The following is a 26999-nucleotide window of genomic DNA, read 5'->3' on the forward strand; positions in this document are numbered from 1 at the left end:
GGGGGAACATCATGAAGCACGGAATCCGGTCTCTGGCGGCAGTGCGGGCGCTGACGGCACACCTGGCGCTGCTCGCGACGGACGAGGACGGCATGTCGACCGCCGAGTACGCCATCGGCACCATCGCGGCCGCGGCGTTCGGGGCCGTCCTGTATTCGGTGGTCACCGGCGACAGCATCGTCACGGCGTTGACGAACATCATCGACAAAGCGCTGAACACCGCGGTGTGATGGGGTCCGCCGAGAACCTGCGCCGTTCGGAGGCGGGCGGCGTCACGGTGGAGGCGGCGATTGCGATCGCGTCGATCGTCGCGGTGGTCGTGCTGTGTGTCGGTGCGATCACCGCGGTGACGCTGCACGTCCGGTGTGTCGATTCGGCACGCGAGGCCGCCCGGCTCACCGCCCGCGGAGATCACGAGTCGGCGATCTCCGCGGCGGAGAGAGTGGCCCCGGGCGGCGCCGAGGTGTCGGTCCGGACCGAGGGGGAGTTCGTCGTCGCGACCGTGCGGGCCCACAGCCCCCTGCTTCCGCTCGTGAACATCTCCGCGGAGGCGGTGGCAGTACTCGAACCCACGGTGCCCGGGTGGAGTGGGGGAAGCCGGTGAGTTCGGGGATCTCCGACGACCGCGGCGCCGCGACGGTGCTGGCGTGTTGTGCGCTCGCGGCCCTGGTGGTGGTCACGGCGATGCTGGTGCACGTCGGTTCGGCGGTGGCGGTGCGGCACCGGGCCCAGTCGGCGGCGGATCTGGCTGCCCTCGCCGCGGCCGTCGGTCTGGACCGCGGCACCGACGCGGCGTGCGCCGCGGCGCGGGAGGTGGCGGGGCGGATGCGCACGGAGGTCGTGTCCTGTGAGGTCGACGACTGGGACGTGGAGGTCGCGGTCACCGCGCGAGTGCTCCTGTCCGTGCCGGGCGTCCGGGACGCCCGGGCGGTGGCGAGGGCGGGTCCCGCGGAGTGACGTCGACGGCGGGACCGTGCCGGTGATGCCCATCGCTCCAGCGTGCGCGAGGTTTCCCGGATTATGACCAGATCCGTAATAATCCCGGGCTCGAGAAGTATTGGACGGCATCGATCCTGTGATGCGAGTCTCACTGCAGCGAACTGATTTTCATCCACACCACTCCCCTTGGCGAGAGAGGGCACTACATGACCACGGCACCACCGAAGCGGACCGAGGCCGAGACGAAAGCGCGGAGAGCAGGCATCGCCTCGTTCATCGGCACCACGATCGAGTGGTACGACTTCTACATCTACGGCACCGCGTCCGCCCTGGTCTTCGGTCAGGTGTTCTTCTCCGACACCCTGCCCGCGGGCATGGGCACCCTGCTCGCGTTCGTCACGCTGTGGGCCGGGTTCCTCGCCCGCCCGATCGGCGGCATCGTCTTCGGGCATCTCGGCGACAAGATCGGCCGGAAGACCACCCTGGTCATCACGCTCGTGATGATGGGGACCGCCACGGTCGGGATCGGCCTCCTGCCCTCCTACGCGCAGATCGGGGTGTGGGCGCCCGTCGCGCTGGTCTTCCTTCGCGTCGTTCAGGGCGTGGCCGTGGGCGGCGAGTGGGGCGGGGCCGTCCTGATCGCCAGTGAGAACGCGCCCAAGGGGAAGGGGATTCTGTACTCGGCTTTCGCCCAGCAGGGGTCGCCCGCCGGGAACCTTCTGGCCACGATGGCGTTCTTCCTGCTCTCCGCGATGCCCACCCCGGAATTCGTGCTGTACGGCTGGCGCATCCCGTTCCTGATCTCCGCGGTCCTGGTGATCGTCGGCATGGTCATACGTCTCAAACTCGAAGAGTCGGACGCCATGAAGACCGTGCTGAAGCGGAAGAAGACCGTCGCACTGCCGATCGGCGAGGTGCTGCGCAAGCATTGGGTCCTCGTCCTCCTCGGCGCGGGCGCGCTGCCCCTGGCGCAGGTGACATATTTCAAGAACACCTTTGCGTTGTCCTGGGCCACCAGCGAACTCGGCTACGACCGCGGCACGTTCCTCGGTGCCATCGCGATCGCCCTCGTGGTGCAGTTCGTCGTGCAGCCGTTCGGCGCCGTCCTGGTGTCCCGGATGGATATGCGGAAAGCCATGTGCATCATGGTGATTCCCGAGTTCGTCCTGATGCCGGCGATGTTCTTCGCGATCCGGACCGAGAACTTCGCCATCGCCGTGGTCATGATGTGCCTCGCGACGATTCCGCACTCGATGTTCTACGGCGCCATCGCCGGTGTGCTTGCGCGTGCCTTCCCGGCCAACATTCGCTACAGCGGCCTGTCGGCGGCCTACCAGCTGTGTTCGCTGATCGTCGGCGGCGGCACCCCGGTGCTGGCGCAGTGGATGCTCAACTCGTCCGGCAACATCGTCGGTGTCGCCTTCGTGTCTGCCGGCTACGCCGCCGTATCGCTGGTCTGCACGCTGCTGTTGCTGAACCGGACCGGATTCGACGCGCGCCGGTTGTCGACGGCGGAGCAGTCCGACGCCGACGAACTGCAACTCGACATCGAGCGGGGCGACGCGGTCGACGACACTCCGAGTGCAGGGCAGGCGCGTGCGACAGCCCATACCTGACCGGAACCGTTCACTTCGGGGTGGGCAACGCCTCCTCGGACAGCCTGAGAACTTCCCGCAACGCGGCGCTGTCGTCGTCCGCTCGCCACGCCATCCGCAACTGCAGGGGGCTGGGACCTCCGACCAGCGGGAGGAACGCGACATCCGGGTTGTTGACGTTCTCGGAGACGGAAGAGACGGTCAGCGCGCAGCCGACCTCCGCGGACACCAGCGCCATCAACGCCATCGAGTCCGGAGCGCTCTGCACGATCCGGGGCGTGAAACCGGCATCGTGGGCTGCCCTCTGCAGGGAGTCCCGCAGCGCCGATCCGGGATCGGCGGGCAGTGCCACCCAGGGCTCGGTCGCCAGCTCCGCGATCCGGACGCCGTCGCTGACCGCGAGCGGGTGGTCGGCGGGCACGGCCACCACGAAGTCCTCGTTGAGGATGACGCGGGACGCGATGCCCGGCGGGGTGAAGATCCACCGGGCCAGGCCGATGTCGAGGGTTCCGTCGAGGAGCTTGTTCAGTGCTTCGCTCGCGAAAGCGGAACTGTGCAAGACGAATTCGATTCCCGGGTGAGTGTGGCGGACGAGTTTCGCCCACCGTCCGATGAGCAGATGGGACGAGACTCCGGAGAATCCGATACGCACCCGGCCGACCTGGCCGCGCCCGGCGGCGGCGACGGCGATCTCCGCCAGCCGGCAGGCGTCCAGGATCTCGCGCGCCGGGCCGAGCAGTGCCTCGCCGGCAGAGGTGAGGCGGACGTTCCGGGTGTTCCGATCGAACAGGGTTGCCCCGAGCTGCTTCTCCAGTTGCCGAATGGTTCTGCTCAGCGGGGGCTGAGCCGAGTGCAGGCGCTGTGCGGCCCGGCCGAAGTGCAACTCCTCGGCGACCGCGAGAAATGCAGTGATCTGAGAAATTTCCACGACAGAACTATTGCAGCTCGAGCAAAAGATCTGTCAACACTATTGAGCGCGACGGCGGTAATCCGGTGGGAAGGGTCCCGAAGCGACGTCCGGCCGGTCCGGAGAAGGGCATTGCAATGAGCAAAGTGGTCAGCATGGCGGAAGCCATCGAGACGTACGTCGAAGACGGCATGACCGTCTGTCTCGAAGGGTTTTCGCATCTCATCTCGTTCGCGGCTGCGCACGAGATCATCCGGCAGCAGCGCCGGAACCTCACGCTGTGCCGGATGACGCCGGACATCGTGTCGGATCAACTCGTGGCCGCGGGGTGCGTCTCCAAGCTCGTGGCTTCGTTCTTCGCGAGCGGCTCGGCCGGGTCCCTGCACGAGTTGCGGCGCCGCATCGAGCGTCACGATCCGGTGCCGCTCGAGGTCGAGGAGTACAGCCACTACGGAATGGTCTGCCGCTATCAGGCGGGCGCCGCCGGTCTGCCGTTCTTTCCGCTGCGGTCCTACGCAGGAAGCGACCTTCCGCGGCTCAATCCCCGAATTCGGCTGGTCGAGGACCCCTACGGGGAGGGCACCGTCTACGTCGTTCCGCCGCTGAACCCGGACGTCACCATCGTCCACGCCCAGCGTGCCGACCGCCACGGCAATGTACAGATCTGGGGTATCTCCGGGGTCCAGCAGGAGGCGGTCTACGCCGCGGGGAAGGCGATCGTGGTCGTCGAGGAGATCGTCGACGACGAGATCGTCCGGTCCGACCCCAACCGCACGCTGATTCCCTCGCACGCCGTCGACGCCGTCGTCGTCTGTCCGCGCGGGGCGCACCCCTCCTACGTGCAGGGCTACTACGACCGGGACTGCGCGTTCTATCGGCGCTGGACCGCGATCAGCAAGGACTCGGGACTCCTGCAGGCGTGGCTGAAGGAATGGGTCCACGGCACCGCGAATCACGAGGAGTACCTGGACAAACTCGGCGGCGACTACTGGGACGACCTCGCCGTCGCACCTCGATTTTCCGAACCGGTCGACTACGGGAGCAGAAAATGACCACAGCACGAGTCGGAGCGATCTCGGCGACCGAGGTCATCGTGTCCGTCGCCGCCCGCGAACTCGCAGGCAAGGGGCGTGTCTTCGCCGGTGTCGGCCTGCCGACGCTCGCCGTCGACCTGGCCAAGCGGACCAGCAACCCGGATGTGGAGCTGATCTACGAATCGGGTGTGTGCGGCGCACATCCCGGTGCGATGGCCGAGGGCATCGCCGACTCGGTGGTCGTGTCTGGCGCAGAGTCGGTGGTGTCGATGTCGGCGTTGTTCGGGTACGTGCTGCAGGGCGGCAACGTCGACGTCGGGTTTCTCGGCGCGGCCCAGATCGACAGGTACGGCAGCCTCAACACCAGCATCATCGGAGACTGGGACAAGCCGACGGTACGGTTGCCCGGTGCCGGTGGTGCCGTGGAAATCATGCCCAACGCCGGCGAGATCTTCGTGGTCATGCGACGCCACGACCCGAGCGCCTTCCCCGCGGAACTCGACTTCTGCACGTCGCCGAGTCCGGTCCGGGCCCGCGCGGCGGGCGACGGGATCATGCCCCGGGGCAGAGGGGTGACGAAGGTATTCACGAACCTCGGCGTGCTGTCGCGGCAGGGCCCGTTCGACGAACTGGAGCTGGTCAGTGTGCACGAGGGGGTCACCGTCGACGACGTGCGGGCGCAGACCGGCTGGGAATTGAAGGTCGCGGACGACCTGACGGTCACCGCGCCGCCGACCGGTGAGGAGATTCACCTGCTCCGCGACGTGATCGACAAGGTTCGGTTTTATCTGCGCTGAGCGGCTCGGTCGCCGGCTCAGCCGAGGGTGTCCAGTACCGCCCCGAGGACCCGGATCGCCCCGTCCTTGTCGAGGGGATCGTTGCCGTTTCCGCACTTCGGCGAATACACGCAGGACGGGCACCCGGACGTGCACTCGCACGATCGGATCGCTTCGCGGGTCGCGCCGAGCCAGCGGGTGAGTTCGGCGTGGCCCCGGTCGGCGAATCCGGCGCCGCCGGCGTGACCGTCGTAGACGAACACGGTGGGAAGTCCGGTGTCGGCGTGCAACGCCGTCGAGACGCCGCCGATGTCGCCGCGATCGCACACCGCGACGAGGGGCAGCAATCCGATCGCCGCATGCTCCGCGGCGTGCAGTGCCCCGGGCACGCGTTCCGCCGGAACACCCGCCTGCAGCAGAAGTTCCGGGGTGACCGTGTACATCACCGCGCGGGTGGGAAGGGTGTGCTTGGGCATGTCCAGTTCGACGGCATCGAGGATCTCGCCGGACGACAGTCGCCGCAGGTACCCGATCACCTGATGGGTCACCTCGACCTCGACGAGCGCGACCTCGACGTCGCCGAACTGCTTCTGCTCGAGCACCGAGGTGACGGTGATCTCGGTGGTCTCGCGGGCCGACGTCGTCCAGTCGGGATCCTCCGCGTGGACGAGGGCGAGGCCCTGGTCGAGGTCGAGTTCGTCGACGACGTACGACTCACCCTGATGGATGTGCACGGCGCCGGGGTGGGCGGTGGCCGGAGCGCGGCCGGTGTCGACGGTGCCGAGCATGCGTCCGGATTCGGACACCACAATCGCCACCTGGGTTCCGATTCCACCCCGGATATCCACTGCGCCATGAGGATTTGTGCCGGCGGTGACGAACCAGCCGTGTGCACGACGGCGGATCAGGCCCTGCTCCGACAGCTTCGCGAGCACGTCGAGCGCCCCGAACGCTTCGGCTTCTGCGTCGGACAGTGGTAGTTCCATTGCTGCGCAGAGCAACTGCGGGCCGAGGACGTACGGATTGCTCGGATCGGTGACGGTGGCCTCGACGGGCTTGTCGAGTAGCGCGGACGGATGATGGACGAGGTACGTGTCGAGCGGGTCGTCCCGCGCGACCAGCACGACGAGAGAGCCTTCGCCGCGCCGGCCGGACCGTCCGCCCTGCTGCCAGAACGACGCCACCGTCCCGGGGAACCCGGCGACCACGACGGCGTCGAGGCCGGCGATGTCGACGCCCAGTTCCAGCGCATTCGTCGTCGCCGCCCCCAGCAGCGTGCCGTCGGCGAGGGCGGTCTCGAGTTCGCGCCGGTCCTCGGCGAGGTAACCGGCCCGGTACGACGCGACGCGCGACGCGAGGTCGGGATCGATTTCCCCGAGTAGGCGTTTGGTCGCCATCGCGGTCAGTTCGGCGCCCCGGCGGGAGCGCACGAAGGTCAGCGTGCGGGCGCCTTCGACCATCAGATCGGCCATGATGCGCGCGGCCTCGGACCCGGCGGGCCGCCGGACGGGGCTTCCGTTCTCCCCGGTGACCTCCCGCATGAGCGGGGGTTCCCACAGTGCGACGGTCCGGGGACCGTGCGGCGAACCGTCTTCCACGATCTCTGCGCAGGGTGCCCCGATCAGTCTCGACGCCGCGGCCCCGGGGTCGGCTGTGGTGGCGGACGCGAGGACGAAGACGGGGTCGGCGCCGTAGCGCGCCGCGATGCGCCGGAGCCGCCGCAGCACGAGCGCGACATTCGAGCCGAAGACGCCACGGTAGGAGTGGCATTCGTCGATCACCACGTAGGTCAGGTTGCGGAAGAAGTGCGCCCATCGCTGATGAGTGCGGAGGAGCGAGATGTGCAGCATGTCTGGGTTCGTGAAGAGCCACCGCGAGTTCTCCCGGGCCCAGTGCCGTACCTCGAGCGGGGTGTCGCCGTCGAACACGCACGGGCACGCACTGCTCAGGTCGTCCCCGGCGTCCAGGATCTCGGAGTCGACGAGTGCCGTCACCGCCCGGAGCTGGTCGGCTCCCAGCGCCTTGGTCGGCGAGAGGTAGAGCGCGGTCGCTCGCGGATCCGTTGCCAGAGTGGTGAGTACCGGAAGCTGGTACGCGAGGGATTTCCCCGAAGCGGTGCCGGTGGACACCACGACGTTCGTGCCGTGATGCGCCAGGTCGGCGGCGGCGGCCTGGTGGGTCCACGGACGGGCGATCCCGTTCTCCTGCATGGCCCGGACGACGCTCGGGTGCGCCCAGGCGGGCCATTCCGACAGCTGGGAAGTCCGCGCGGGCATTTCTGCCGCGAAAGTGAGCGGGTCTTCGTCCCGGGGAACACCCTCGAGGACTCGGTTCAGCAGTGTTCGGCCGTATGTTTCGCCCGCATTTCCACTGTCGTCACGTGGTGAAAACGGTGTGCTCACTGAAGTCTCCGGGCTGTCGTAGGGACGGGCGAGTAGCTTCCACACCGCCACGACCTGCGCATTTGATGATAACGAGTGCCCCCTCGGGTCGATCGCCCGGGGTGTCGCGGCGCCGTCGCTAATGCGCAGTTCCGCGGCTGTTCGCTACAAGATCAACTTTTTGTGTGAATTGTTAGGATTTCGACTGTTGCGTTCCCGGAGTTCATGGTTGACTACAACTGGTCGCAGCTTCTGTGTTCGTAGGCTTGAAAGAGTGAACGTTCGCAGGATCGATGTTGCGAACGCGGTGCTCTGCTTTTCCTGAGGGGGAAATCTAGAAGTACAGCGGTCGGAACCGGCCCGGCGGACTGTATGTGCTGTCCGCCGAATCCGGTGGTTAGAAAGAGAAGGAAAAGCATGGCACAGGGCACTGTGAAGTGGTTCAACGCGGAAAAGGGCTTCGGCTTCATCGCACCCGAGGACGGCTCCGCTGACGTCTTCGTTCACTACTCCGAGATCCAGGGCAGCGGCTTCCGCACCCTCGAGGAGAACCAGCGCGTGGAGTTCGAGGTCGGCCAGGGCACCAAGGGTCCCCAGGCAACCGGCGTTCGCGCAGTCTGATTCTGCCGTTCACCTTCGTGAACACGTAAATCAGATAGACGGGGTCCTCGTGGCCGCGTCTGATTCGTCCCCCATCGCCTGAGGCGGTGGGGGACGAGTCGTTTTCACGGCAACGGTGCCGTGGCAAAAGGGGGTACTTCAGTGAGCCAGCTCTCCTTCTTCTCCGCGGAGGCGATGCCGCCGGCAGTCACCGATCTGTGCGGCCTCCTCGCGGCGACGGGCCAGGTGGTCACGTCCGGAGGGCGGGCGCGCATCTCGATCGTGGTCGACGCGCAGTGGCGGGCGGAGGCGATCGCGGAGCTGATCGCGCAGGCCGGACTCGAGGTCGAGATCACGCGCAGCGACGAAGGCAGCCCCCTCGTCCGCACTGCGTCAGTCGTCGACCTGCGGCCTCTCGCGGACCAGTGGACGAGGGGAGCGGTCAAGGCGGTGCCCTCAGGATGGGTGCCGTCGGGGCGTCAGCTGAGGGTGTGGGCGCTGGCGTCGGGCAGGGGCGAAGCGGAGGGCGAACGGTTCGTCCTCGGACTCGATCCGCACGCCCCGGATACCCACGCGCCGTTGGCGCAGGCGTTGATGCGGGCCGGCATCGCGCCGACGCTGATCGGCACCCGTGGGTCCGGTCCGGGGCTCCGGATCTCGGGCCGGCGTAGGCTCGGCAGACTCGTCGAGAGCATCGGCGAGGCTCCCGGAAATGTGGACGACCGTACCGGTTGGCCCCACGTGTAGAGCCGCGTAGACGGTACTGATCTGCGAGGATGGGTTCCGGGTATGTCACTCTAGTAATAGGCGAACCGGGTATAAAAGGGTTTGTCTGCACAACTGTCGAGTGGCAGCGATCGACTTCAGGAAGGCTCGGGCTTCAGGTGGCTAAAGGGGACAACGGCAGTGCACAGGGTGCGGCGGGAGCGTCCGGCCAGCCTCGCCGCCTCGTGATCGTCGAGTCGCCGACCAAGGCCCGCAAGATCGCTCCGTACCTCGGGAAGAACTATGTCGTCGAGGCATCGGTCGGCCACATCCGCGACCTTCCGCGAGGAGCGGCCGACGTCCCGGCCAAGTACAAGGGTGAGTCGTGGGCGCGGCTCGGCGTCAACGTCGACCAGGATTTCGAACCGCTCTACGTGGTCAGTCCGGAGAAGAAGTCCAAGGTCACGGAGCTGAAGAGCCTGCTCAAGGATGCCGACGAACTCTTCCTCGCCACCGACCCCGACCGCGAGGGCGAAGCGATCGCCTGGCACCTCCTCGAGACGCTCAAGCCGAAGATCCCGGTTCGCCGGATGGTCTTCCACGAGATCACCGAGCCGGCCATTCGCGCCGCGGCCGAAGACACCCGCGAGCTCGACAACGACCTGGTGGACGCGCAGGAGACCCGACGCATCCTCGACCGTCTGTACGGCTACGAGGTCAGCCCCGTGCTGTGGAAGAAGGTCATGCCGAGGTTGTCGGCGGGCCGCGTGCAGTCCGTCGCGACCCGCGTCATCGTGCAGCGGGAACGCGAGCGGATGGCGTTCCGCTCGGCGTCGTACTGGGACATCTCGGCCACCCTGGACGCCGGCGCCGACGCCAGCCCCCGCAGTTTCGGCGCGCGTCTGGTGAGCGTCGACGGCTCGCGGGTGGCCACCGGTCGCGACTTCGGTTCGGACGGTCAGCTGAAGACCAGCACGGTCACGGTTCTCGACGAGGCTCGCGCGCAGCGTCTGGCCGAGTCCCTCGCCGGTGTCGATCTCACCGTCTCCTCCGCGGAGAGCAAGCCGTACACCCGCAAGCCCTACGCACCGTTCATGACGTCGACGCTGCAGCAGGAGGCGGGCCGCAAGCTGCGGTTCACGTCCGAGCGGACCATGCGCATCGCGCAGCGGCTGTACGAGAACGGCTACATCACCTACATGCGTACCGACTCGACGACGCTGTCGTCCTCGGCGATCGCTGCCGCCCGGGCGCAGGCCACCGAGTTGTACGGGGCCGAATACGTGCACGACACGCCCCGGCAGTACACACGCAAGGTCAAGAACGCGCAGGAGGCGCACGAGGCCATCCGCCCCGCCGGCGATGTGTTCCAGACCCCCGGCCAGTTGCATTCGCGTCTCGACACCGACGAGTTCCGTCTGTACGAGCTGATCTGGCAGCGCACCGTGGCGTCGCAGATGGCCGACGCGCGGGGCACGACGCTGACCCTGCGGATCACCGGAACCGCGGGCACCGGCGAGGAGTGCACCTTCTCGTCGTCGGGCCGCACCATCACGTTCGCGGGCTTCCTGAAGGCCTACGTGGAGAGCGTCGACGAGGAGGCCGGCGGCCAGTCCGACGACGCCGAGTCGCGTCTGCCCGTGCTCGTCGAGGGCCAGGCGGTCACCGCCACCAAACTCGATCCCGACGGCCACACCACCAACCCGCCTGCTCGTTACACCGAGGCGAGCCTGATCAAGACCCTCGAAGAGCTGGGCATCGGCCGCCCGTCCACGTATTCGTCGATCATCAAGACCATCCTCGATCGCGGATACGTCTACAAGCGCGGCAGCGCGCTGGTCCCGTCCTGGGTGGCGTTCGCCGTCATCGGCCTTCTCGAGATGCACTTCGGACGGTTGGTCGACTTCGACTTCACCGCCGGTATGGAAGACGACCTCGACGCGATCGCCGGTGGCCGCGAACAGCGCGGCAACTGGCTCAGCAGTTTCTACTTCGGCGGCGATCACGGAGCCGAGGGTTCGGTGGCCCGTGAGGGCGGCCTGAAGAAGATGGTCGGCGTCAACCTCGAGGAGATCGACGCCCGCGAGGTCAACTCGATCAGGCTGTTCGACGACGCCGAGGGACGGGAAGTGCACGTCCGCGTCGGTCGGTTCGGGCCGTACCTCGAACGGATGGTCCAGAACCCGGACGACCCCGAGGGCGACCTGATCTCGCAGCGCGCCAACCTGCCCGACGACCTTCCGCCGGACGAGCTGACACCGGAGTACGCGGAGAAGCTGTTCTCGACGCCGCAGGAGGGTCGCAAGCTGGGCGTCGACCCGCTGACCGGGCACGAGATCGTCGCGAAGGAGGGCCGCTTCGGCCCGTACGTCACCGAGATCCTGCCCGAGCCGGAACCGGAGCCCGAACCGGCCGTGGTGCCGGTGACTGACGAATCGGGCGACGGGACGACCAAGACGAAGACCGCTGCCGCCAAGAAGGCGCCCGCGAAGAAGGCGGCGAAGAAGGCCACCGGCCCGAAGCCGCGGACGGGCTCGCTGCTCAAGTCCATGGACCTGGCGACGGTGACGCTCGACGACGCCCTCAAGCTGCTGTCGCTGCCGCGTGTGGTGGGTGTCGATCCCGAGTCGAAGGAAGAGATCACCGCGCAGAACGGCCGCTACGGCCCGTACCTGAAGAAGGGCACGGACTCGCGGTCCCTCGCCACCGAGGACCAGATGTTCACGGTGACCCTCGACGAGGCGCTGAAGATCTACGCGGAGCCCAAACGCCGCGGACGTCAGGCCGCCGCCACCCCGCCGCTGCGTGAGCTGGGCGTCGACTCGGTCAGCGAGAAGCCGATGGTGATCAAGGATGGCCGGTTCGGCCCGTACGTGACCGACGGTGAAACCAACGCCAGCCTCCGCAAGGGTGACGAGGTGGAGTCCATCACCGACGCTCGCGCCTCGGAACTGCTCGCGGACCGGCGTGCCCGCGGCCCCGTCAAGAAGAAGGCCGCGGCCAAGAAGGCGCCCGCCAAGAAGGCTGCGAAGAAGACCGCCGCCAAGAAGGCACCGGCCAAGAAGGCCGCCTCGAAGAAGGCCGCGGACAAGAAGGCGTGAGCCGGCACCTCGGGCCGGCAGGGATGTCGCACGTGCCGGTTAGGCTGGCGCGGTGACGGTATTCGACCGGTTGGTGGGCCAGGAGGACGTCGAGTCCGAGCTGACGGCCGCGGCGACTGCCGCTCGTCGTGGAGTCGGCGAGATGGGCTCCTCGATGACGCACTCGTGGCTGTTCACCGGCCCGCCCGGATCGGGAAGGTCGGTGGCCGCGCAGTGTTTCGCCGCCGCCCTGCAGTGCACGAGCGAAGGCACACCCGGTTGCGGCGTCTGCCACGCCTGCACCACCGCGATGGCCGGCACCCACGGCGACGTCCGGCAGGTCGTCCCCGAGGGCCTGAGCATCAGCGTCAAGGAGATGCGCGCCACCGTGCAGACCGCCGCCCGCCGGCCGAGTACCGGGCGCTGGCAGATCGTCGTCGTCGAGGACGCGGACCGGCTCACCGAGGGCGCGGCCAACGCGCTCCTGAAAGTGGTCGAGGAGCCACCGGACCGCACCGTGTTCCTGCTGTGTGCGCCGTCCGTCGACCCGCAGGACATTTCCGTGACTCTTCGGTCGCGCTGCCGCCACATCCATCTCGTGACGCCGTCCGCCGACTCCATCGCCAAGGTCCTGCGCGAGCGGGACGGCCTGGACCCCGAAGCCGCGCAACTGGCTGCTTCGATCAGCGGTGGCCACGTGGGGCGCGCTCGCCGTCTCGCGACGGATCTGAACGCCAAGGTTCGCCGGAAGGACGCGCTGGACCTGGCGGTCGCGGCGCTGCGACCCGCCACCGCGTTCGCCGCGGCGGAGGAACTGGTGCGTTCCGCCGACGCGGAGGCGAAGGAGATGAGCGCGGCCCGGGACGAGCAGGAGACCGAAGAGTTGCGCACCGCTCTGGGTGCGGGCGGTACCGGTAAGGGTGCGGCCGGAGCCCTGCGCGGTTCGGCGGGTGTGCTGAAGGATCTCGAGAAGCGCCAGAAGTCCCGGGCCACCCGCACGGGTCGCGACGCACTCGACCGCGCACTGATCGATCTGGCCGGTCTCTATCGCGACGCGCTCGCCGTCGCGTGGAAGTCGACCGCCGCCGCGAACCACCCGGACATGGCTGATCGGGCCGCCGACCTCGCGTCGCGAACAACCCCGGAAGGCCTTCTGAAGTGCATCGAAGCCGTTCTCGAGTGCCGCGAGGCGATCGCTGTCAACGTCAAGCCTCAGTGGGCTGTCGACGCCATGGTGGCCAGTCTCGGCGACGCGTTCAGGGAGCCGTTTTCGCATACTCGGGGTTGAGGCGCTAGACTCGCCACCGCCGAAAGGCACCGCTGCCTTAGCTCAGTCGGTAGAGCATTTCACTCGTAATGAAAAGGTCGAGAGTTCGATTCTCTCAGGCAGCTCAGCGGTCCTCTGGCCCTTCCCGATCAGTCGGGAAGGGCCAGAGTCGTCTCCGGGGTCCGATCCACCGGAAACCGCAAGAATCGGGAAGACTGGACGGGTGGACACGCAGAGTGGAACTCCGGCGACGCGGACAAGCGGTCTGCGCGCACTCGGAGCACCTGCCGCTGTCGCGGCCGGCGCCGTGGTCGCGGCAGCGATTCTCCACTTCCGGGATCCACATCAGCCGGGTTCGTACGGTTTCTGCCCCGTCTACGCGCTGACCGGGTGGTGGTGCCCGGCCTGCGGAGGGCTGCGGGCGGTGCACGACCTGACCAATCTCGATCTCGGCGCGGCTGTCGCCGGCAACGTTCTGATCGTCCCGTTTATCGCGGTGATGGTTCTCGCCTGGATCGGATGGGTACGTCGGCGCTGGCAAGGACGAAGCGCTCGCATCTTCGTGGTGGGACCGCGAGTGACAGTGGGTGTGCTCATTTTCCTTGTGGCGTTTACCGTCACCAGGAACACATCTTGGGGAAGCTGGCTCGCGCCGGCCTGACACCTGGTCGCCGCGGGCACGAAACAGAGAGTCGGTTCACAGATGGCAATGCAGGTCTTTTCGTTGATCGCGATCCTGGGCGCGCTGATCGTCCTCATTCCGACCGCGCTGCGAGTCTTCGGCAAGAGCGACAACGTGAAGGCGCCGGACGAGACCGAGGAGTGATCGTGTTGCACTCTCGACAACCCATCGCCGCACGACCATGATTTCGATATGAGCGATTCGCTGAAGGACCGGGTGCGCGAGAAGCTGTTGCGTCAGCTGGCCGAGGACGGGGGGCACCCGGTCCAGGAGGCGGAGGGGGACGACCCACGATTGGTTTCCATCGACTCCGACCTCGCGGCGTTGGAACAAGCATCGGAGGGCGATCTGGTGATCGAGGAGCTCGCAGCCAAGTACTGGGTGCCCTGAAACGGCGGTTCAGCGGCGTTGACCTGGCGATTTGGTGTTCGTGTTTCCCTTCGCGTAACTTATTCCAGGTCAGAGCGACACGGACACCGACCCCGGCCGGAAGGCGGGGGACACGAGGTTGGACGAAGGCGCCTGGTAAATCGGAAGTTCATCACCGTGTATGGTGGTGCTTCGATCCCGGTTTGATCTTGATCAGCATCATGGCTTGCGCCGGTGAAGCTGGTAGGATAAGATGGAACGGTTGCCCCGGAGCGGCCGGCGAGTGAGCCGGAAGTGATGGTGTGCGCGTGTTCTTTGAGAACTCAACAGTGTGTCGATGAATGTCAGTGCCAAATGTTTTTGGTACTCCGCATCACGAATGTTCAACCGCCTCTTGGGGTTTGGTTGGCGTGTGGTGTGGGTATTTTTGCTGGCTTCCCTCCTTCTTCCGTCGGTGGGGGGTCAGTGTTTGATAGCTAGTTTGAGTTTTTGATCGCTAGTGATTTGACTCGATGTCTATGACTGATTGAGGTTCGCCTCTTTCTAGAGTCTTCAACGGAGAGTTTGATCCTGGCTCAGGACGAACGCTGGCGGCGTGCTTAACACATGCAAGTCGAGCGGTAAGGCCCTTCGGGGTACACGAGCGGCGAACGGGTGAGTAACACGTGGGTGATCTGCCCTGCACTTCGGGATAAGCCTGGGAAACTGGGTCTAATACCGGATATGACCTTCGGCTGCATGGCCGTTGGTGGAAAGGTTTACTGGTGCAGGATGGGCCCGCGGCCTATCAGCTTGTTGGTGGGGTAATGGCCTACCAAGGCGACGACGGGTAGCCGACCTGAGAGGGTGACCGGCCACACTGGGACTGAGACACGGCCCAGACTCCTACGGGAGGCAGCAGTGGGGAATATTGCACAATGGGCGAAAGCCTGATGCAGCGACGCCGCGTGAGGGATGACGGCCTTCGGGTTGTAAACCTCTTTCAGCAGGGACGAAGCGAAAGTGACGGTACCTGCAGAAGAAGCACCGGCCAACTACGTGCCAGCAGCCGCGGTAATACGTAGGGTGCAAGCGTTGTCCGGAATTACTGGGCGTAAAGAGCTCGTAGGCGGTTTGTCGCGTCGTCTGTGAAAACTCGAGGCTCAACCTCGAGCTTGCAGGCGATACGGGCAGACTTGAGTACTGCAGGGGAGACTGGAATTCCTGGTGTAGCGGTGAAATGCGCAGATATCAGGAGGAACACCGGTGGCGAAGGCGGGTCTCTGGGCAGTAACTGACGCTGAGGAGCGAAAGCGTGGGTAGCGAACAGGATTAGATACCCTGGTAGTCCACGCCGTAAACGGTGGGCGCTAGGTGTGGGTTTCCTTCCACGGGATCCGTGCCGTAGCTAACGCATTAAGCGCCCCGCCTGGGGAGTACGGCCGCAAGGCTAAAACTCAAAGGAATTGACGGGGGCCCGCACAAGCGGCGGAGCATGTGGATTAATTCGATGCAACGCGAAGAACCTTACCTGGGTTTGACATATACCGGAAAGCTGCAGAGATGTGGCCCCCCTTGTGGTCGGTATACAGGTGGTGCATGGCTGTCGTCAGCTCGTGTCGTGAGATGTTGGGTTAAGTCCCGCAACGAGCGCAACCCTTGTCTTATGTTGCCAGCACGTAATGGTGGGGACTCGTAAGAGACTGCCGGGGTCAACTCGGAGGAAGGTGGGGACGACGTCAAGTCATCATGCCCCTTATGTCCAGGGCTTCACACATGCTACAATGGCCGGTACAGAGGGCTGCGATACCGTGAGGTGGAGCGAATCCCTTAAAGCCGGTCTCAGTTCGGATCGGGGTCTGCAACTCGACCCCGTGAAGTCGGAGTCGCTAGTAATCGCAGATCAGCAACGCTGCGGTGAATACGTTCCCGGGCCTTGTACACACCGCCCGTCACGTCATGAAAGTCGGTAACACCCGAAGCCGGTGGCCTAACCCCTCGTGGGAGGGAGCCGTCGAAGGTGGGATCGGCGATTGGGACGAAGTCGTAACAAGGTAGCCGTACCGGAAGGTGCGGCTGGATCACCTCCTTTCTAAGGAGCATTCTCCAGACGTGCACCACTGAACAGTCAGTGGATGATGTTCTGGCAGAGACTGTTTCGTTCCCACATGTGGAACGGCAGACGCTCATGGGTGGAACACTGACAAACATTCTTTTCACTGCTGCCGGCCCGAGTGCCGGTGGGAGAAGAGTTATATCGATGCACTGTTGGGTCCTGAGAGAACACGTGAGTGTTTGTCTCTTGGGTAAGAACGATCCGGTTCGAATGTCAGGCAGACCGCGCCATTTCGGTGGTGGGCATGGTGCTGGCGGGAGTTCGAGCGGGGTGTGTTGTTTGAGAACTGCACAGTGGACGCGAGCATCTTTGTTGTAAGTAATGAAGAGCGTACGGTGGATGCCTTGGCACCAGGAGCCGATGAAGGACGTAGGAGGCTGCGATAAGCCTCGGGGAGCTGTCAACCGAGCTGAGATCCGAGGATGTCCGAATGGGGAAACCCAGCACGAGTGATGTCGTGTTACCCGCACCTGAATATATAGGGTGTGTGGAGGGAACGTGGGGAAGTGAAACATCTCAGTACCCACAGGAAGAGAAAACAATAGTGATTCCGTGAGTAGTGGCGAGCGAAAGCGGAAGAGGCTAAACCATGGATGTGTGATAGCCGGCAGGTGTTGCATTCGTGGGGTTGTGGGGTTCATCTTGTCGATGCTGCCGTGTTGGCCGACAGTAAGAAATCGTTGTGTTAGTGGAAGTGGTCTGGAACGGCCTGTCGTAGAGGGTGAGAATCCCGTACACGAAAACATGACGACTGTCGTGATGGAAACCCAAGTAGCACCGGGCCCGTGAAATCTGGTGTGAATCTGTCGGGACCACCCGATAAGCCTGAATACTCCCTGGTGACCGATAGCGGACTAGTACCGTGAGGGAAAGGTGAAAAGTACCCCGGGAGGGGAGTGAAATAGTACCTGAAACCGTGCGCTTACAATCCGTCAAAGCCTTCGAGCCACTTGTGGCTGGGGGTGATGGCGTGCCTTTTGAAGAATGAGCCTGCGAGTTAGTGGCATGTCGCGAGGTTAACCCGTGTGGGGTAGCCGTAGCGAAAGCGAGTCCGAATAGGGCGTTCGTAGTGGCATGTTCTAGACCCGAAGCGGAGTGATCTACCCATGGCCAGGTTGAAGCGACGGTAAGACGTCGTGGAGGACCGAACCCACTTAGGTTGAAAACTGAGGGGATGAGCTGTGGGTAGGGGTGAAAGGCCAATCAAACTCCGTGATAGCTGGTTCTCCCCGAAATGCATTTAGGTGCAGCGTCGCGTGTTTCTCACCGGAGGTAGAGCTACTGGATGGTCTAGGGGGCCCACAAGCTTACCGAAATCAGCCAAACTCCGAATGCCGGTGAGTGAGAGCGCGGCAGTGAGACTGCGGGCGATAAGGTTCGTAGTCGAGAGGGAAACAGCCCAGATCGCCAGCTAAGGTCCCTAAGCGTGTACTAAGTGGAAAAGGATGTGGGGTCGCGAAGACAACCAGGAGGTTGGCTTAGAAGCAGCCACCCTTGAAAGAGTGCGTAATAGCTCACTGGTCAAGTGATCCTGCGCCGACAATGTAGCGGGGCTCAAGTACACCACCGAAGCTGCGGCACTCACACAATGCACCCCCTCGATTCTGCGGAGTCGTGGGCAGTGGTGTGGGTGGGTAGGGGAGCGTCGTGTGGCCATGGAAGCGGCGGGGTGACCCAGCCGTGGAGGCCACACGAGTGAGAATGCAGGCATGAGTAGCGAAAGACGAGTGAGAAACTCGTCCGCCGAATGACCAAGGGTTCCTGGGCCAGGTTAATCCGCCCAGGGTGAGTCGGGACCTAAGACGAGGCCGACAGGCGTAGCCGATGGACAACGGGTTGATATTCCCGTACCCGTGTGAACGCGCCCCTGGTGAATCAGTGATACTAACCATCCTGAAGCGTCCTTACGTCCCTTCGGGGGCCCTGGATGTGGATGCATGGGACCTGATCTGGTAGTAGCCAAGCGATGGGGTGACGCAGGAAGGTAGCTGAGCCAGTCAGTGGTAATACTGGTGTAAGCCTGTAGGGCGAACGGTAGGCAAATCCGCCGTTCATACAGCCTGAGAGGTGACGCATAGCCGAATGAGGCGAATTCAGTGATCCTATGCTGCCGAGAAAAGCCTCTAGCGAGCTTTCACACGGCCCGTACCCCAAACCGACACAGGTGGTCAGGTAGAGAATACTAAGGCGATCGAGATAACTATGGTTAAGGAACTCGGCAAAATGCCCCCGTAACTTCGGGAGAAGGGGGGCCTCGTCCGGTGATCACTCTTGCAGTGTGAGCTGGGTGGGGCCGCAGAGACCAGTGAGAAGCGACTGTTTACTAAAAACACAGGTCCGTGCGAAGTCGTAAGACGATGTATACGGACTGACGCCTGCCCGGTGCTGGAAGGTTAAGAGGACCGGTTAGCCACTTGTGGCGAAGCTGAGAATTTAAGCCCCAGTAAACGGCGGTGGTAACTATAACCATCCTAAGGTAGCGAAATTCCTTGTCGGGTAAGTTCCGACCTGCACGAATGGCGTAACGACTTCTCAGCTGTCTCAACCATAGACTCGGCGAAATTGCATTACGAGTAAAGATGCTCGTTACGCGCGGCAGGACGAAAAGACCCCGGGACCTTCACTACAGCTTGGTATTGGTGTTCGGTTCGGTTTGTGTAGGATAGGTGGGAGACTGTGAAGCGCTCACGCCAGTGAGTGTGGAGTCGTTGTTGAAATACCACTCTGATCGTATTGGACCTCTAACCTCGGACCATGATCTGGTTCAGGGACAGTGCCTGGTGGGTAGTTTAACTGGGGCGGTTGCCTCCCAAAATGTAACGGAGGCGCCCAAAGGTTCCCTCAGCCTGGTTGGCAATCAGGTGTCGAGTGCAAGTGCACAAGGGAGCTTGACTGTGAGACTGACAGGTCGAGCAGGGACGAAAGTCGGGACTAGTGATCCGGCACCGGCAAGTGGAAGCGGTGTCGCTCAACGGATAAAAGGTACCCCGGGGATAACAGGCTGATCTTCCCCAAGAGTCCATATCGACGGGATGGTTTGGCACCTCGATGTCGGCTCGTCGCATCCTGGGGCTGGAGTAGGTCCCAAGGGTTGGGCTGTTCGCCCATTAAAGCGGCACGCGAGCTGGGTTTAGAACGTCGTGAGACAGTTCGGTCTCTATCCGCCGCGCGCGTTAGAAACTTGAGGAAGGCTGTCCCTAGTACGAGAGGACCGGGACGGACGAACCTCTGGTGTGCCAGTTGTTCCACCAGGAGCACCGCTGGTTAGCTACGTTCGGAAGGGATAACCGCTGAAAGCATCTAAGCGGGAAGCCTGTTCCAAGATGAGGTTTCTCACCCCCTCGAGGGGGTAAGGCCCCCGGCAGACCACCGGGTTGATAGGCCAGAACTGGAAGCCAGGTAACTGGTGCAGGTGACTGGTACTAATAGGCCGAGGACTTACCACAAAGAAGCTACGCGTCCACTGTGCAGTATCTGAAACAACACACACGATTCACACGTTTTTCGTGGATCGTGTGTGGGCGAAGCCCCCCAAAAAAGGGGGGTTCAGCGTTCACTCGATTCACACGCGAAGCGTGTGTGACAGTTTCATAGAGTTACGGCGGCCATAGCGGAGGGGAAACGCCCGGTCCCATTCCGAACCCGGAAGCTAAGCCCTCCAGCGCCGATGGTACTGCACCCGACAGGGTGTGGGAGAGTAGGACACCGCCGAACATCCGTTACCGAAAGCCCCCCAACCATGTTGGGGGGCTTTCGGCATTTCAGGAACAGTATTCACCCACAGCAATTTGATAACGCTGCGGTAACGTCCCCCCGGTTCCCCTTTGGCAGGTCCTTCGCCTGCGTAACGTGGCCCGGGCAGATCCGTTGGGATCGTGCCGTGCGGTGCGCGTCCTTCCGGATCACCCGAGGTGACGAAGGGGAATCTGTGGTGACGAGCACGATGTCGAAACAACGTCCGGCGGTCAGAGCGGCTGTCGCCTTCGCGGGCCTGGTGGTGGCCGCCGGCTCCGTCGCGGGGTGTACGAAGACCGACACGGCCAGCGGCGGATCGCTCCTCCAGCAACTGCAGGACAGCGGAACGGTCACCGTCGGATTCGCCGGCGAAGCGCCGTACAGCTTCGAGCAGGACGGCCAGTTGACCGGCGCCACCGTGGCCCTGCACCGGGAAATCTTCAAGAACCTCGGAATCGACAACGTCGAGGGCGTCAGCACCGACTTCGGAGCACTCATTCCCGGGTTGCAGGCCCGCCGCTTCGACGTCGTCAGCGCCGGAATGTCGATCCTGCCGCAGCGCTGCGAACAGGCAGCGTTCAGTGAGCCGGAGTTCAACTACACGACCGCGCTGATGGTGCCCAAGGGCAATCCGGCGAATCTCACCGACATGCAGTCGGTGCAGCAGAGCGGTGTGCGGATGGCCGCGATGACCGGGGCGATCGAATCGGACTACGCGCAGCAACTCGGGATCGACGCGATGCAGGTGGCGTCGCCGCAGGACGGTATGGATGCCGTTGCCAACGGGCGAGCGGATGTCTTTGCGCTGACCGGGATCTCACTGAACTGGCTGGCGCAGAACAATCCGCAGGCGCCGGTGGAGGTGACCAACTCGTTCGTCGCCGTGATCGACGGGGTACCCCAGGTCGGTGCCGGCGGAACGGTCTTCCGTAAGGAGGACACCGAGTTGCGCGACGCCTACAACGCCGAGTTGGCGAAGATCACGTCCGACAAGGAGAAGTACCTGTCGATCGTCGGACCGTTCGGGTTCACCGAAGAGGAACTGCCCGATCCGAACCTGACCACCGCCAAACTCTGCGGCGGGGCCGGCTGATCGTCGCAGAGGTCTGCCTGTGAAGGAGAATATCGACGCGCTGCTGGATGCGTGGCCGAGCATCCAGGAAGGCATCGTCGTCACGCTCCAACTGACGGCGGGAGGCGCGCTCCTGGCATTCGTCCTCGCGCTCGTTCTCGGGTTGGCTGCTCGTGCCCACAACATCGTGATCCGCGGATCGGCCCGCGCGTTCATCGAATTCTTCCGGGGCACTTCGCTGTTGGTGCAGCTGTTCTGGTTGTTCTACGTCGTTCCGCTGTTCGGTTACCTCATCGACCCCGTGCTGTGCGGGATCCTCGCGCTCGGTCTGAACTACGGCGCTTACGGAGCCGAGGTGGTTCGTGGTGCGATCAACTCGGTGCCGCAATCGCAGTGGGAGGCTGCGACGGCACTGGATTTCAGTCACTGGCAACGGCTGCGGCGGGTGGTCTTCCCGCAGGCGTGGGCCGAGATGATTCCGCCGCTGACGAATCTGTTGATCCAGCTGCTCAAGGGCACCGCCCTCGCAAGCTACATCCTTCTGCAGGACTTGACCTTCGAGATCGACCAGCTCCGGCAGACGACCGGCAACACGCTCTTCGCGTTCGGTGTGGGGCTCGTCATCTACTTCGTCATCGGTTACGTGCTGACCCTGCTGATGAACGCGCTGGAGGTGCGCGCCAAGAATCGCCTCGGCACGGGACCGTCCCTGCGTGAGATCTTCAGCCTCGCACCGTCCGATCCCCGGGGATTGGAGGCCGCGAAGCAATGAGCGTCCACTGGAGCTGGGATCGCGCGTTCGAGGCTCTGCCCGTGCTGCTCGAGGGTTTCAAGATCACCCTGATCGCCACCGTGCTCGGGTTCCTGATCTCCGTCGTTCTCGGGCTGGTCATCGCGTTGATCCGGCAGGCCGCACCACGGTGGGTGAGTGCGCCGGTCCGTGCGGTCAGCGAGTTCATCCGGTTGACCCCGCTCGTCGTGCAACTGCTGTTCGTGTACTACACGTTCACCGGGCTCTCGCCACTGCAGATCGGCGTGGCAGTGCTCGGAATTCACTATTCGACGTACATGGCGGAGGTGTACCGGGCGGGGATCGAGGCGGTGCCCGTCGGGCAGTGGGAGGCGGCGAGGGCCTTGTCCATCGCGCCCGCCCGGACGTGGCGGGCGATCATCCTGCCGCAGGCCATCCGTCGCGTCGTCCCGGCGCTGGGCAACTACGCGGTGTCGATGTTCAAGGACACCCCGTTCCTGTTCGCCATCACGGTGGTGGAAATGGTGACCGCCGCGCAGCAGTTCGGCGCCCGGCACTTCCAGTACCTCGAACCGTTGACGCTGGCGGGTGTGATCTTCCTGCTCGCCAGCTACCCGACGTCCCTGCTCATACGGCGATTGGAGAGACGTCTTGCCCGATGACGCGAGCGCAGCAACCCCGATGATCCGATTCGACGACGTCGTGAAGCAGTTCGGCGACCACGTCGTGCTCGATCACCTGGACTTTCGGGTCGAGCGCGGCGACCGCGTGACCCTGATCGGACCGAGCGGATCGGGGAAGACGACGATCCTGCGGCTGCTCATGACCCTCGAGAAGGTGAACGACGGCGTCATCTGGGTGGACGGAGCGCCTCTGACACACGAGGAGAAGGGCGGCAAACTCGTTCCGGCGTCGGAGAAGTACGTGCGCCGGATACGACGCCGGATCGGCATGGTCTTCCAGCAGTTCAACCTGTTCCCGAACATGAACGTGATCGAGAACATCACCGAAGCGCCGATCCACGTGCTCGGCCTGGACAAGGCCACAGCCGCGAAGCGGGCACGCGAGTTGCTCGAGACGGTCGGTTTGTCGGACAAGGAGACCGCGCACCCGACACAGCTGTCCGGTGGTCAGCAACAGCGGGTCGCGATTGCCCGAGCCCTGGCGATGGACCCCGACATCCTGCTGCTCGACGAGGTGACGTCGGCGCTGGATCCGGAACTGGTGGCGGACGTCCTCGACGTACTCAGGGACGTCGCGCGCACCACCGACATCACGATGCTGATCGTCACGCACGAAATGCAGTTCGCGCGGGACGTGTCGAACCGGGTGATGATGTTCGACGCCGGCCGCATCGTGGAAGAGGGCGACCCGGCCACGATCTTCACCGCACCGAAGCACGAGCGCACCAAGACGTTCCTGAAGGCCGTGCTGGCCGACTGATTCGGTTATCGCGAACTGGTCGCGAGTTCGGTCTCGTCGACGGCAGCGCGCCGTGCGAACCGCCCCGCCATCCACGCACACACCAGCAACTGGAGTTGGTGGAACAGCATGAGCGGCAGCACGATCAGGCCGATCGGCTGACTGGCGAACAGGACGGTGGCCATCGGAAGGCCGGTGGCGAGGCTCTTCTTCGACCCGCAGAACGTGATCGTGATCTGATCGGCCCGGTCGAACCCGAGTCGCTTCGACCCGAACCAGGTGAGGGACAGGACGATCGCGAGCAGCACCGCGCACACCGCGAGCAGGCCGAGGAGCCGGCCGACGGACAGCGTGCCCCAGATGCCCTCGTTCATTCCCTCGCTGAATGCGACGTAGACGACCAGCAGGATCGACCCCCGGTCGACGAGCTTGAGCGGTGCGCCGTGTTTCTTCACCCACGGGCCGATCCACCGTCGCACGGCCTGGCCGGCGATGAACGGGAGCAGCAGCATGACGAGGATTCCGATCGCGGAGGACGCGTCGAAGCCCGCCCCCTCGCTCGTCATCAACAACGCCACGAGCAGGGGAGTGACGAAGATGCCGAGGATGTTGGAGAACGACGCGCTGACGATCGCCCCGGGCACGTTGCCGCGGGCGATCGACACGAAGGCGATTGACGACTGGACCGTCGACGGCAGGAGGCAGACGTACAGAAGGCCCAGGTACAGCGGTTGGGTCAGGATCGTCGGGACCAGCACGCGTGCCGCGATTCCGAGGAGCGGGAAGATGACGAACGTCGCCGCGAGGATGGTGAGGTGGAGGCGCCAGTGGCGCAGGCCCTGCAGGGCCTCCTGCGTGGAGAGCCGGGCGCCGTACAGGAAGAACAGAATTCCGACGGCCACCTTCGTGGCCCAGGTGAACGCGGTCAGGGCGGTGCCGTCGGCGGGGACCAGGCTGGCGATCCCGACGGTGATCAGGATGCCGATGATGAACGGATCGAGTCTTCCGAGCAGCGGGATCTTCGTCAGCATGGTTCGACCGTAAGGAATCCGCGGATATTTCGAAAGACGATAGTGACGTTTACTGTAATGCCGAACCGTGATAACAATGGGTCGTGTTCGATCCGGTTCACCTGCGGAGCTTCCTGGCTGTCGCACGCACCAGGAGTTTCACCGCCGCGGCCCGGCGGCTGAACCTGCGGCAATCGACGGTGAGCCAGCATGTCGGAAAGCTGGAGAACGCTGCCGGTCGGCGCCTGTTTCTGCGGGATACGCATTCGGTCGAGCTGACCGCGGACGGCTCCGTGATGGTGGGGTTCGCGACGTCGATACTCGAGCGCCACTCGGACGCCGAACGCTACTTCACGCAGTCCGGGGTGCGGGGACGCGTGCGATTCGGGGCGTCCGAGGATCTGGTTCTGCACGAACTTCCCCGGATTCTGGGTGAGTTCCGGCGCAGCCATCCGCTCGTGGATCTCGAACTCACGGTGGCGTTGAGCGAAGTGCTGTTCCAGCAACTGCACGAAGGCCGGCTGGACATGGTCTTCGGGAAGCGTCGCCCAGGAGACCGGCACGGGGAACTGGTGTGGACCGATCGGTTGGCGTTCTTCGCGGCACCGGACTTCGTTCCGGACGCCGAGGGCCCGGTGCCGCTGGTGGCCTATCCGCCGCCGTCGATCACCCGGGCAGCGGCGCTGGACGCCCTGGAGAAATCCGGGCGCGGCGCGCGCGTGGCGTGCGTGACGGACAGTCTGAACGGGTTGCGGGCCGCCTGCCTCGCGGGACTCGGGGTCGTGTTCCACGCGGAAACCCTTCCGCCCGCGGGGCTGGTACCGGTGCGGATGCGTTCGCGCGACGAATGGGGGCCCGCGGTCGACGTCGAATTCGTGCTGGAGGCCCGGCGGAGCGTTCTCAGCGAACCGGAGCAGGCCCTGCGCGCCGCCATCCTCGAGAACGCGGATCGACTGCGCGCGTGACCTCGGTGGGGGCTGACCCCACCGAGGCCGTCGAGCCCTCAGAAAATGAGTACGGACAGCGCGGTGGACAGCACCAGGCCGGACACCACCGGCACGAAACACTTCCGGGCGAGTTCGAGGACGGGCACCCGGGCGAAACCGGCCACCGCGATCAACGACGACCATGCGACGAGCGTTCCACCGCCGGACCAGATGTTCCCCATCTGACCGATCGCCGCCAGGGTTGCGGGGTCCATCCCGACAGCGGGTCCGAGTGCGCCTGCGAGCGAACCGGTCAGCGGCAGGCCCGTGAAGCCGGAGCCCTCGAGGCCCGCGATCATTCCGATGGCGAGAATGCCGAACGACGTGACGAAGGCGTTCTGGGGCAGGTGCGACTGTGCGGCGTTCACCAGGTCGAACAGTAACGTCGGACCGGTCGCGTCCGCGGGAAGTCCGAGGATGGCGGCGGAGAAGTCGCCGTTGCCGATGAAGAAGAATCCGGCGATCGGGATCACGATGCCCATCGCCTTGAAGGCGAAGACGAGGCCGTCGATCAGGTGCTCGGACGTCGTCTCGAGAAAGCCCTTCTTGTCGTTGGTCGCGGCGGCGGCGAACAGGATGAGCGCGGCGATGCCGCCGACCATCGCCGCCGCGTCGCCGCCCTTGAGATCGGGCACCAGGTCGGTGAACTTGCCGACCATGAGGTAGACGATGAACGCCAGATACGCGACGGGCACGAGCACCGCGAAAGTCTTTGCGGCACGGATGCTCTTGAACGTGTCGTCGATGACCTGCCGCGCCGAGGCCGTCACGGGTTCGGCGAGGACCGCCGTCGAGGACGGGGACGAGGAGGCGGGAGGTGCGGTCGCGGCTGCGCCGGAACCGACGGTTGTCGTGGCCTCGGCCGGTCGCGGGTCGCTCGCGTCGCCGCCGGGCTTGCCGAAGTCGCTCTCTGCGCGGGACTCCCAGTCGGTGAGCAGTTCCGGTGTGGGTCGGCGCATGTGCCTGCGCTGCGTGAAGTAGGCGATGAGGAGCGCGGTGAGGCCGACGATCAGGGACATCACCAGGGCGCGGTCCGCGACGACGTCCGGATCGACGCCTGCCGACTTCGCCGACAGGCCCGGCGCCACCTTGATGATGTAATCGGACGACAGCGCCATGCCCTGCCCGCAGATGGCGATCGCCATGCCGACTGCCATCGGCGGAAGGCCGGCGCGAATGGCGACGGGGATGAGGACGGCGCCGATCAACGGCACCGCCGGGGTGGGCCAGAAGAACAGCGAGATCGTGTAGGTGACGACGGCCAGGACGATGAAGCTACTGGTACCGCCGCGCATGACGCGCCGGAACGGGGCCACCATCAGCCGGTCGGCCCCCATCTGCCGCAGTGCGCCGAGCATCGCGGTCACCAACGAGATGATGAGGAAGATGTTGAACAGCTCGCGGGCGGCGACGAGGCTCGCGTTGAAGATCGACGCGAGACCGGTGACGAGGCTGTCGGAGAACACGAAGGCGGTCAGGAACGTGCCGATGACGGCGGGGACGACGATGTTCTTCCGCATGAGCATCGTCCCGAGGATGACCACGATTCCTCCGAGATACACCCAATGTGCGGCGGTGAGACTTACATCCACA

The 26999-nt window shown here is 64.7% G+C and carries 22 protein-coding genes, 1 tRNA gene and 3 rRNA genes; 22 read left to right on the plus strand and 4 right to left on the minus strand.

Going from position 1 to position 26999, the window contains the following annotated elements; genetic code table 11:
- The first annotated feature begins 11 nt into the window (after window positions 1–11).
- From ROP_RS21060 to ROP_RS21075, 4 genes are all read left to right on the plus strand, one after another.
- On the plus strand, window positions 12–230 hold the full coding sequence (locus tag ROP_RS21060) for a DUF4244 domain-containing protein (RefSeq protein WP_012691430.1): 219 nt from the start codon (window positions 12–14) through the stop codon (window positions 228–230).
- Window positions 230–604 (plus strand): TadE family type IV pilus minor pilin, encoded by a 375-nt coding sequence (locus tag ROP_RS21065; protein ID WP_043825095.1) that lies wholly within the window; start codon window positions 230–232, stop codon window positions 602–604. Before ROP_RS21060 ends, ROP_RS21065 begins: the two co-directional genes overlap by 1 nt.
- Window positions 601–957, plus strand: coding sequence for an Rv3654c family TadE-like protein (locus ROP_RS21070; RefSeq protein ID WP_012691432.1), 357 nt, complete (start codon window positions 601–603; stop codon window positions 955–957). Before ROP_RS21065 ends, ROP_RS21070 begins: the two co-directional genes overlap by 4 nt.
- 188 nt (window positions 958–1145) lie before the next feature.
- Window positions 1146–2555 (plus strand): MFS transporter, encoded by a 1410-nt coding sequence (locus ROP_RS21075; protein WP_012691433.1) that lies wholly within the window; start codon window positions 1146–1148, stop codon window positions 2553–2555.
- A gap of 10 nt (window positions 2556–2565) precedes the next feature.
- On the opposite strand, the gene ROP_RS21080 is transcribed toward ROP_RS21075, so the two are convergent.
- Window positions 2566–3462, minus strand: coding sequence for a LysR family transcriptional regulator (locus ROP_RS21080; protein WP_012691434.1), 897 nt, complete (start codon window positions 3460–3462; stop codon window positions 2566–2568).
- Window positions 3463–3578: 116 nt separating this feature from the next.
- Here ROP_RS21080 and ROP_RS21085 point away from each other — a divergent pair, with 116 nt between their 5' ends.
- Together ROP_RS21085 and ROP_RS21090 are read left to right on the plus strand one after the other, a co-directional pair.
- A complete protein-coding gene (locus tag ROP_RS21085; RefSeq protein ID WP_012691435.1) occupies window positions 3579–4493 on the plus strand; it encodes a CoA transferase subunit A in 915 nt (304 codons plus the stop codon).
- Window positions 4490–5272 carry a 3-oxoadipate--succinyl-CoA transferase subunit B gene (locus ROP_RS21090; RefSeq protein ID WP_012691436.1) on the plus strand — a complete coding sequence of 261 codons (783 nt, stop codon included), beginning with the start codon at window positions 4490–4492 and terminating at the stop codon, window positions 5270–5272. The genes ROP_RS21085 and ROP_RS21090 overlap by 4 nt, the downstream gene beginning before the upstream one ends.
- 17 nt (window positions 5273–5289) lie before the next feature.
- Here ROP_RS21090 and ROP_RS21095 read toward each other — a convergent pair whose 3' ends face one another.
- Entirely contained in the window at window positions 5290–7653 is a 2364-nt protein-coding gene (locus tag ROP_RS21095) for a DEAD/DEAH box helicase (RefSeq protein WP_012691437.1), read from the minus strand.
- Window positions 7654–8049: 396 nt separating this feature from the next.
- Between ROP_RS21095 and ROP_RS21100 the strand changes: the two genes are divergently transcribed.
- The 15 genes from ROP_RS21100 (at window position 8050) to ehuA (ending at window position 23431) form a co-directional block, all read left to right on the plus strand.
- Window positions 8050–8253 carry a cold-shock protein gene (locus tag ROP_RS21100; protein ID WP_005248460.1) on the plus strand — a complete coding sequence of 68 codons (204 nt, stop codon included), beginning with the start codon at window positions 8050–8052 and terminating at the stop codon, window positions 8251–8253.
- A 141-nt stretch (window positions 8254–8394) separates the two neighbouring features.
- A complete protein-coding gene (locus ROP_RS21105) occupies window positions 8395–8979 on the plus strand; it encodes a hypothetical protein (protein ID WP_012691438.1) in 585 nt (194 codons plus the stop codon).
- Window positions 8980–9116: 137 nt separating this feature from the next.
- On the plus strand, window positions 9117–12038 hold the full coding sequence (gene topA / locus ROP_RS21110; protein ID WP_012691439.1) for a type I DNA topoisomerase: 2922 nt from the start codon (window positions 9117–9119) through the stop codon (window positions 12036–12038).
- A 52-nt stretch (window positions 12039–12090) separates the two neighbouring features.
- On the plus strand, window positions 12091–13305 hold the full coding sequence (locus ROP_RS21115) for a DNA polymerase III subunit delta' (protein WP_012691440.1): 1215 nt from the start codon (window positions 12091–12093) through the stop codon (window positions 13303–13305).
- Window positions 13306–13336: 31 nt separating this feature from the next.
- Window positions 13337–13409: transfer RNA gene (locus tag ROP_RS21120), tRNA-Thr, on the plus strand.
- A 98-nt stretch (window positions 13410–13507) separates the two neighbouring features.
- Window positions 13508–13945: a DUF2752 domain-containing protein gene (locus tag ROP_RS21125; RefSeq protein ID WP_012691441.1), complete on the plus strand. Its 438-nt coding sequence runs from the start codon at window positions 13508–13510 to the stop codon at window positions 13943–13945.
- Window positions 13946–13987: 42 nt separating this feature from the next.
- Entirely contained in the window at window positions 13988–14110 is a 123-nt protein-coding gene (locus tag ROP_RS44855) for a hypothetical protein (RefSeq protein ID WP_005248443.1), read from the plus strand.
- A gap of 48 nt (window positions 14111–14158) precedes the next feature.
- Complete coding sequence (locus tag ROP_RS21135; RefSeq protein WP_012691442.1) at window positions 14159–14356, plus strand: hypothetical protein; 198 nt, start codon at window positions 14159–14161, stop codon at window positions 14354–14356.
- A gap of 531 nt (window positions 14357–14887) precedes the next feature.
- A 16S ribosomal RNA gene (locus tag ROP_RS21140) occupies window positions 14888–16406 on the plus strand.
- Between the two features lie 336 nt (window positions 16407–16742).
- Window positions 16743–19876 (plus strand): 23S ribosomal RNA (locus ROP_RS21145).
- A gap of 151 nt (window positions 19877–20027) precedes the next feature.
- Window positions 20028–20144 (plus strand): 5S ribosomal RNA (rrf, locus tag ROP_RS21150).
- The 16S, 23S and 5S rRNA genes sit together here, the layout of an rRNA operon.
- 229 nt (window positions 20145–20373) lie before the next feature.
- Window positions 20374–21258, plus strand: coding sequence for an ectoine/hydroxyectoine ABC transporter substrate-binding protein EhuB (ehuB, locus tag ROP_RS21155; protein WP_043826727.1), 885 nt, complete (start codon window positions 20374–20376; stop codon window positions 21256–21258).
- Window positions 21259–21277: 19 nt separating this feature from the next.
- Window positions 21278–22009: an ectoine/hydroxyectoine ABC transporter permease subunit EhuC gene (gene ehuC / locus ROP_RS21160; protein WP_012691444.1), complete on the plus strand. Its 732-nt coding sequence runs from the start codon at window positions 21278–21280 to the stop codon at window positions 22007–22009.
- On the plus strand, window positions 22006–22650 hold the full coding sequence (ehuD, locus tag ROP_RS21165; RefSeq protein WP_012691445.1) for an ectoine/hydroxyectoine ABC transporter permease subunit EhuD: 645 nt from the start codon (window positions 22006–22008) through the stop codon (window positions 22648–22650). The genes ehuC and ehuD overlap by 4 nt, the downstream gene beginning before the upstream one ends.
- Window positions 22651–22669: 19 nt before the next feature.
- Complete coding sequence (ehuA, locus tag ROP_RS21170; protein ID WP_012691446.1) at window positions 22670–23431, plus strand: ectoine/hydroxyectoine ABC transporter ATP-binding protein EhuA; 762 nt, start codon at window positions 22670–22672, stop codon at window positions 23429–23431.
- 5 nt (window positions 23432–23436) lie between these two features.
- Here ehuA and ROP_RS21175 read toward each other — a convergent pair whose 3' ends face one another.
- Complete coding sequence (locus ROP_RS21175) at window positions 23437–24441, minus strand: bile acid:sodium symporter family protein (RefSeq protein WP_012691447.1); 1005 nt, start codon at window positions 24439–24441, stop codon at window positions 23437–23439.
- 83 nt (window positions 24442–24524) lie between these two features.
- Between ROP_RS21175 and ROP_RS21180 the strand changes: the two genes are divergently transcribed.
- A complete protein-coding gene (locus ROP_RS21180) occupies window positions 24525–25385 on the plus strand; it encodes a LysR family transcriptional regulator (RefSeq protein ID WP_012691448.1) in 861 nt (286 codons plus the stop codon).
- A 38-nt stretch (window positions 25386–25423) separates the two neighbouring features.
- Here the strand turns inward: ROP_RS21180 and ROP_RS21185 are convergent, their stop codons facing one another.
- Complete coding sequence (locus ROP_RS21185; RefSeq protein WP_012691449.1) at window positions 25424–26998, minus strand: hypothetical protein; 1575 nt, start codon at window positions 26996–26998, stop codon at window positions 25424–25426.
- Between the last annotated feature and the right edge of the window lies 1 nt (window position 26999).

The sequence above is a fragment of the Rhodococcus opacus B4 genome (genome assembly GCF_000010805.1).
Lineage (GTDB): Bacteria > Actinomycetota > Actinomycetes > Mycobacteriales > Mycobacteriaceae > Rhodococcus_F > Rhodococcus_F opacus_C.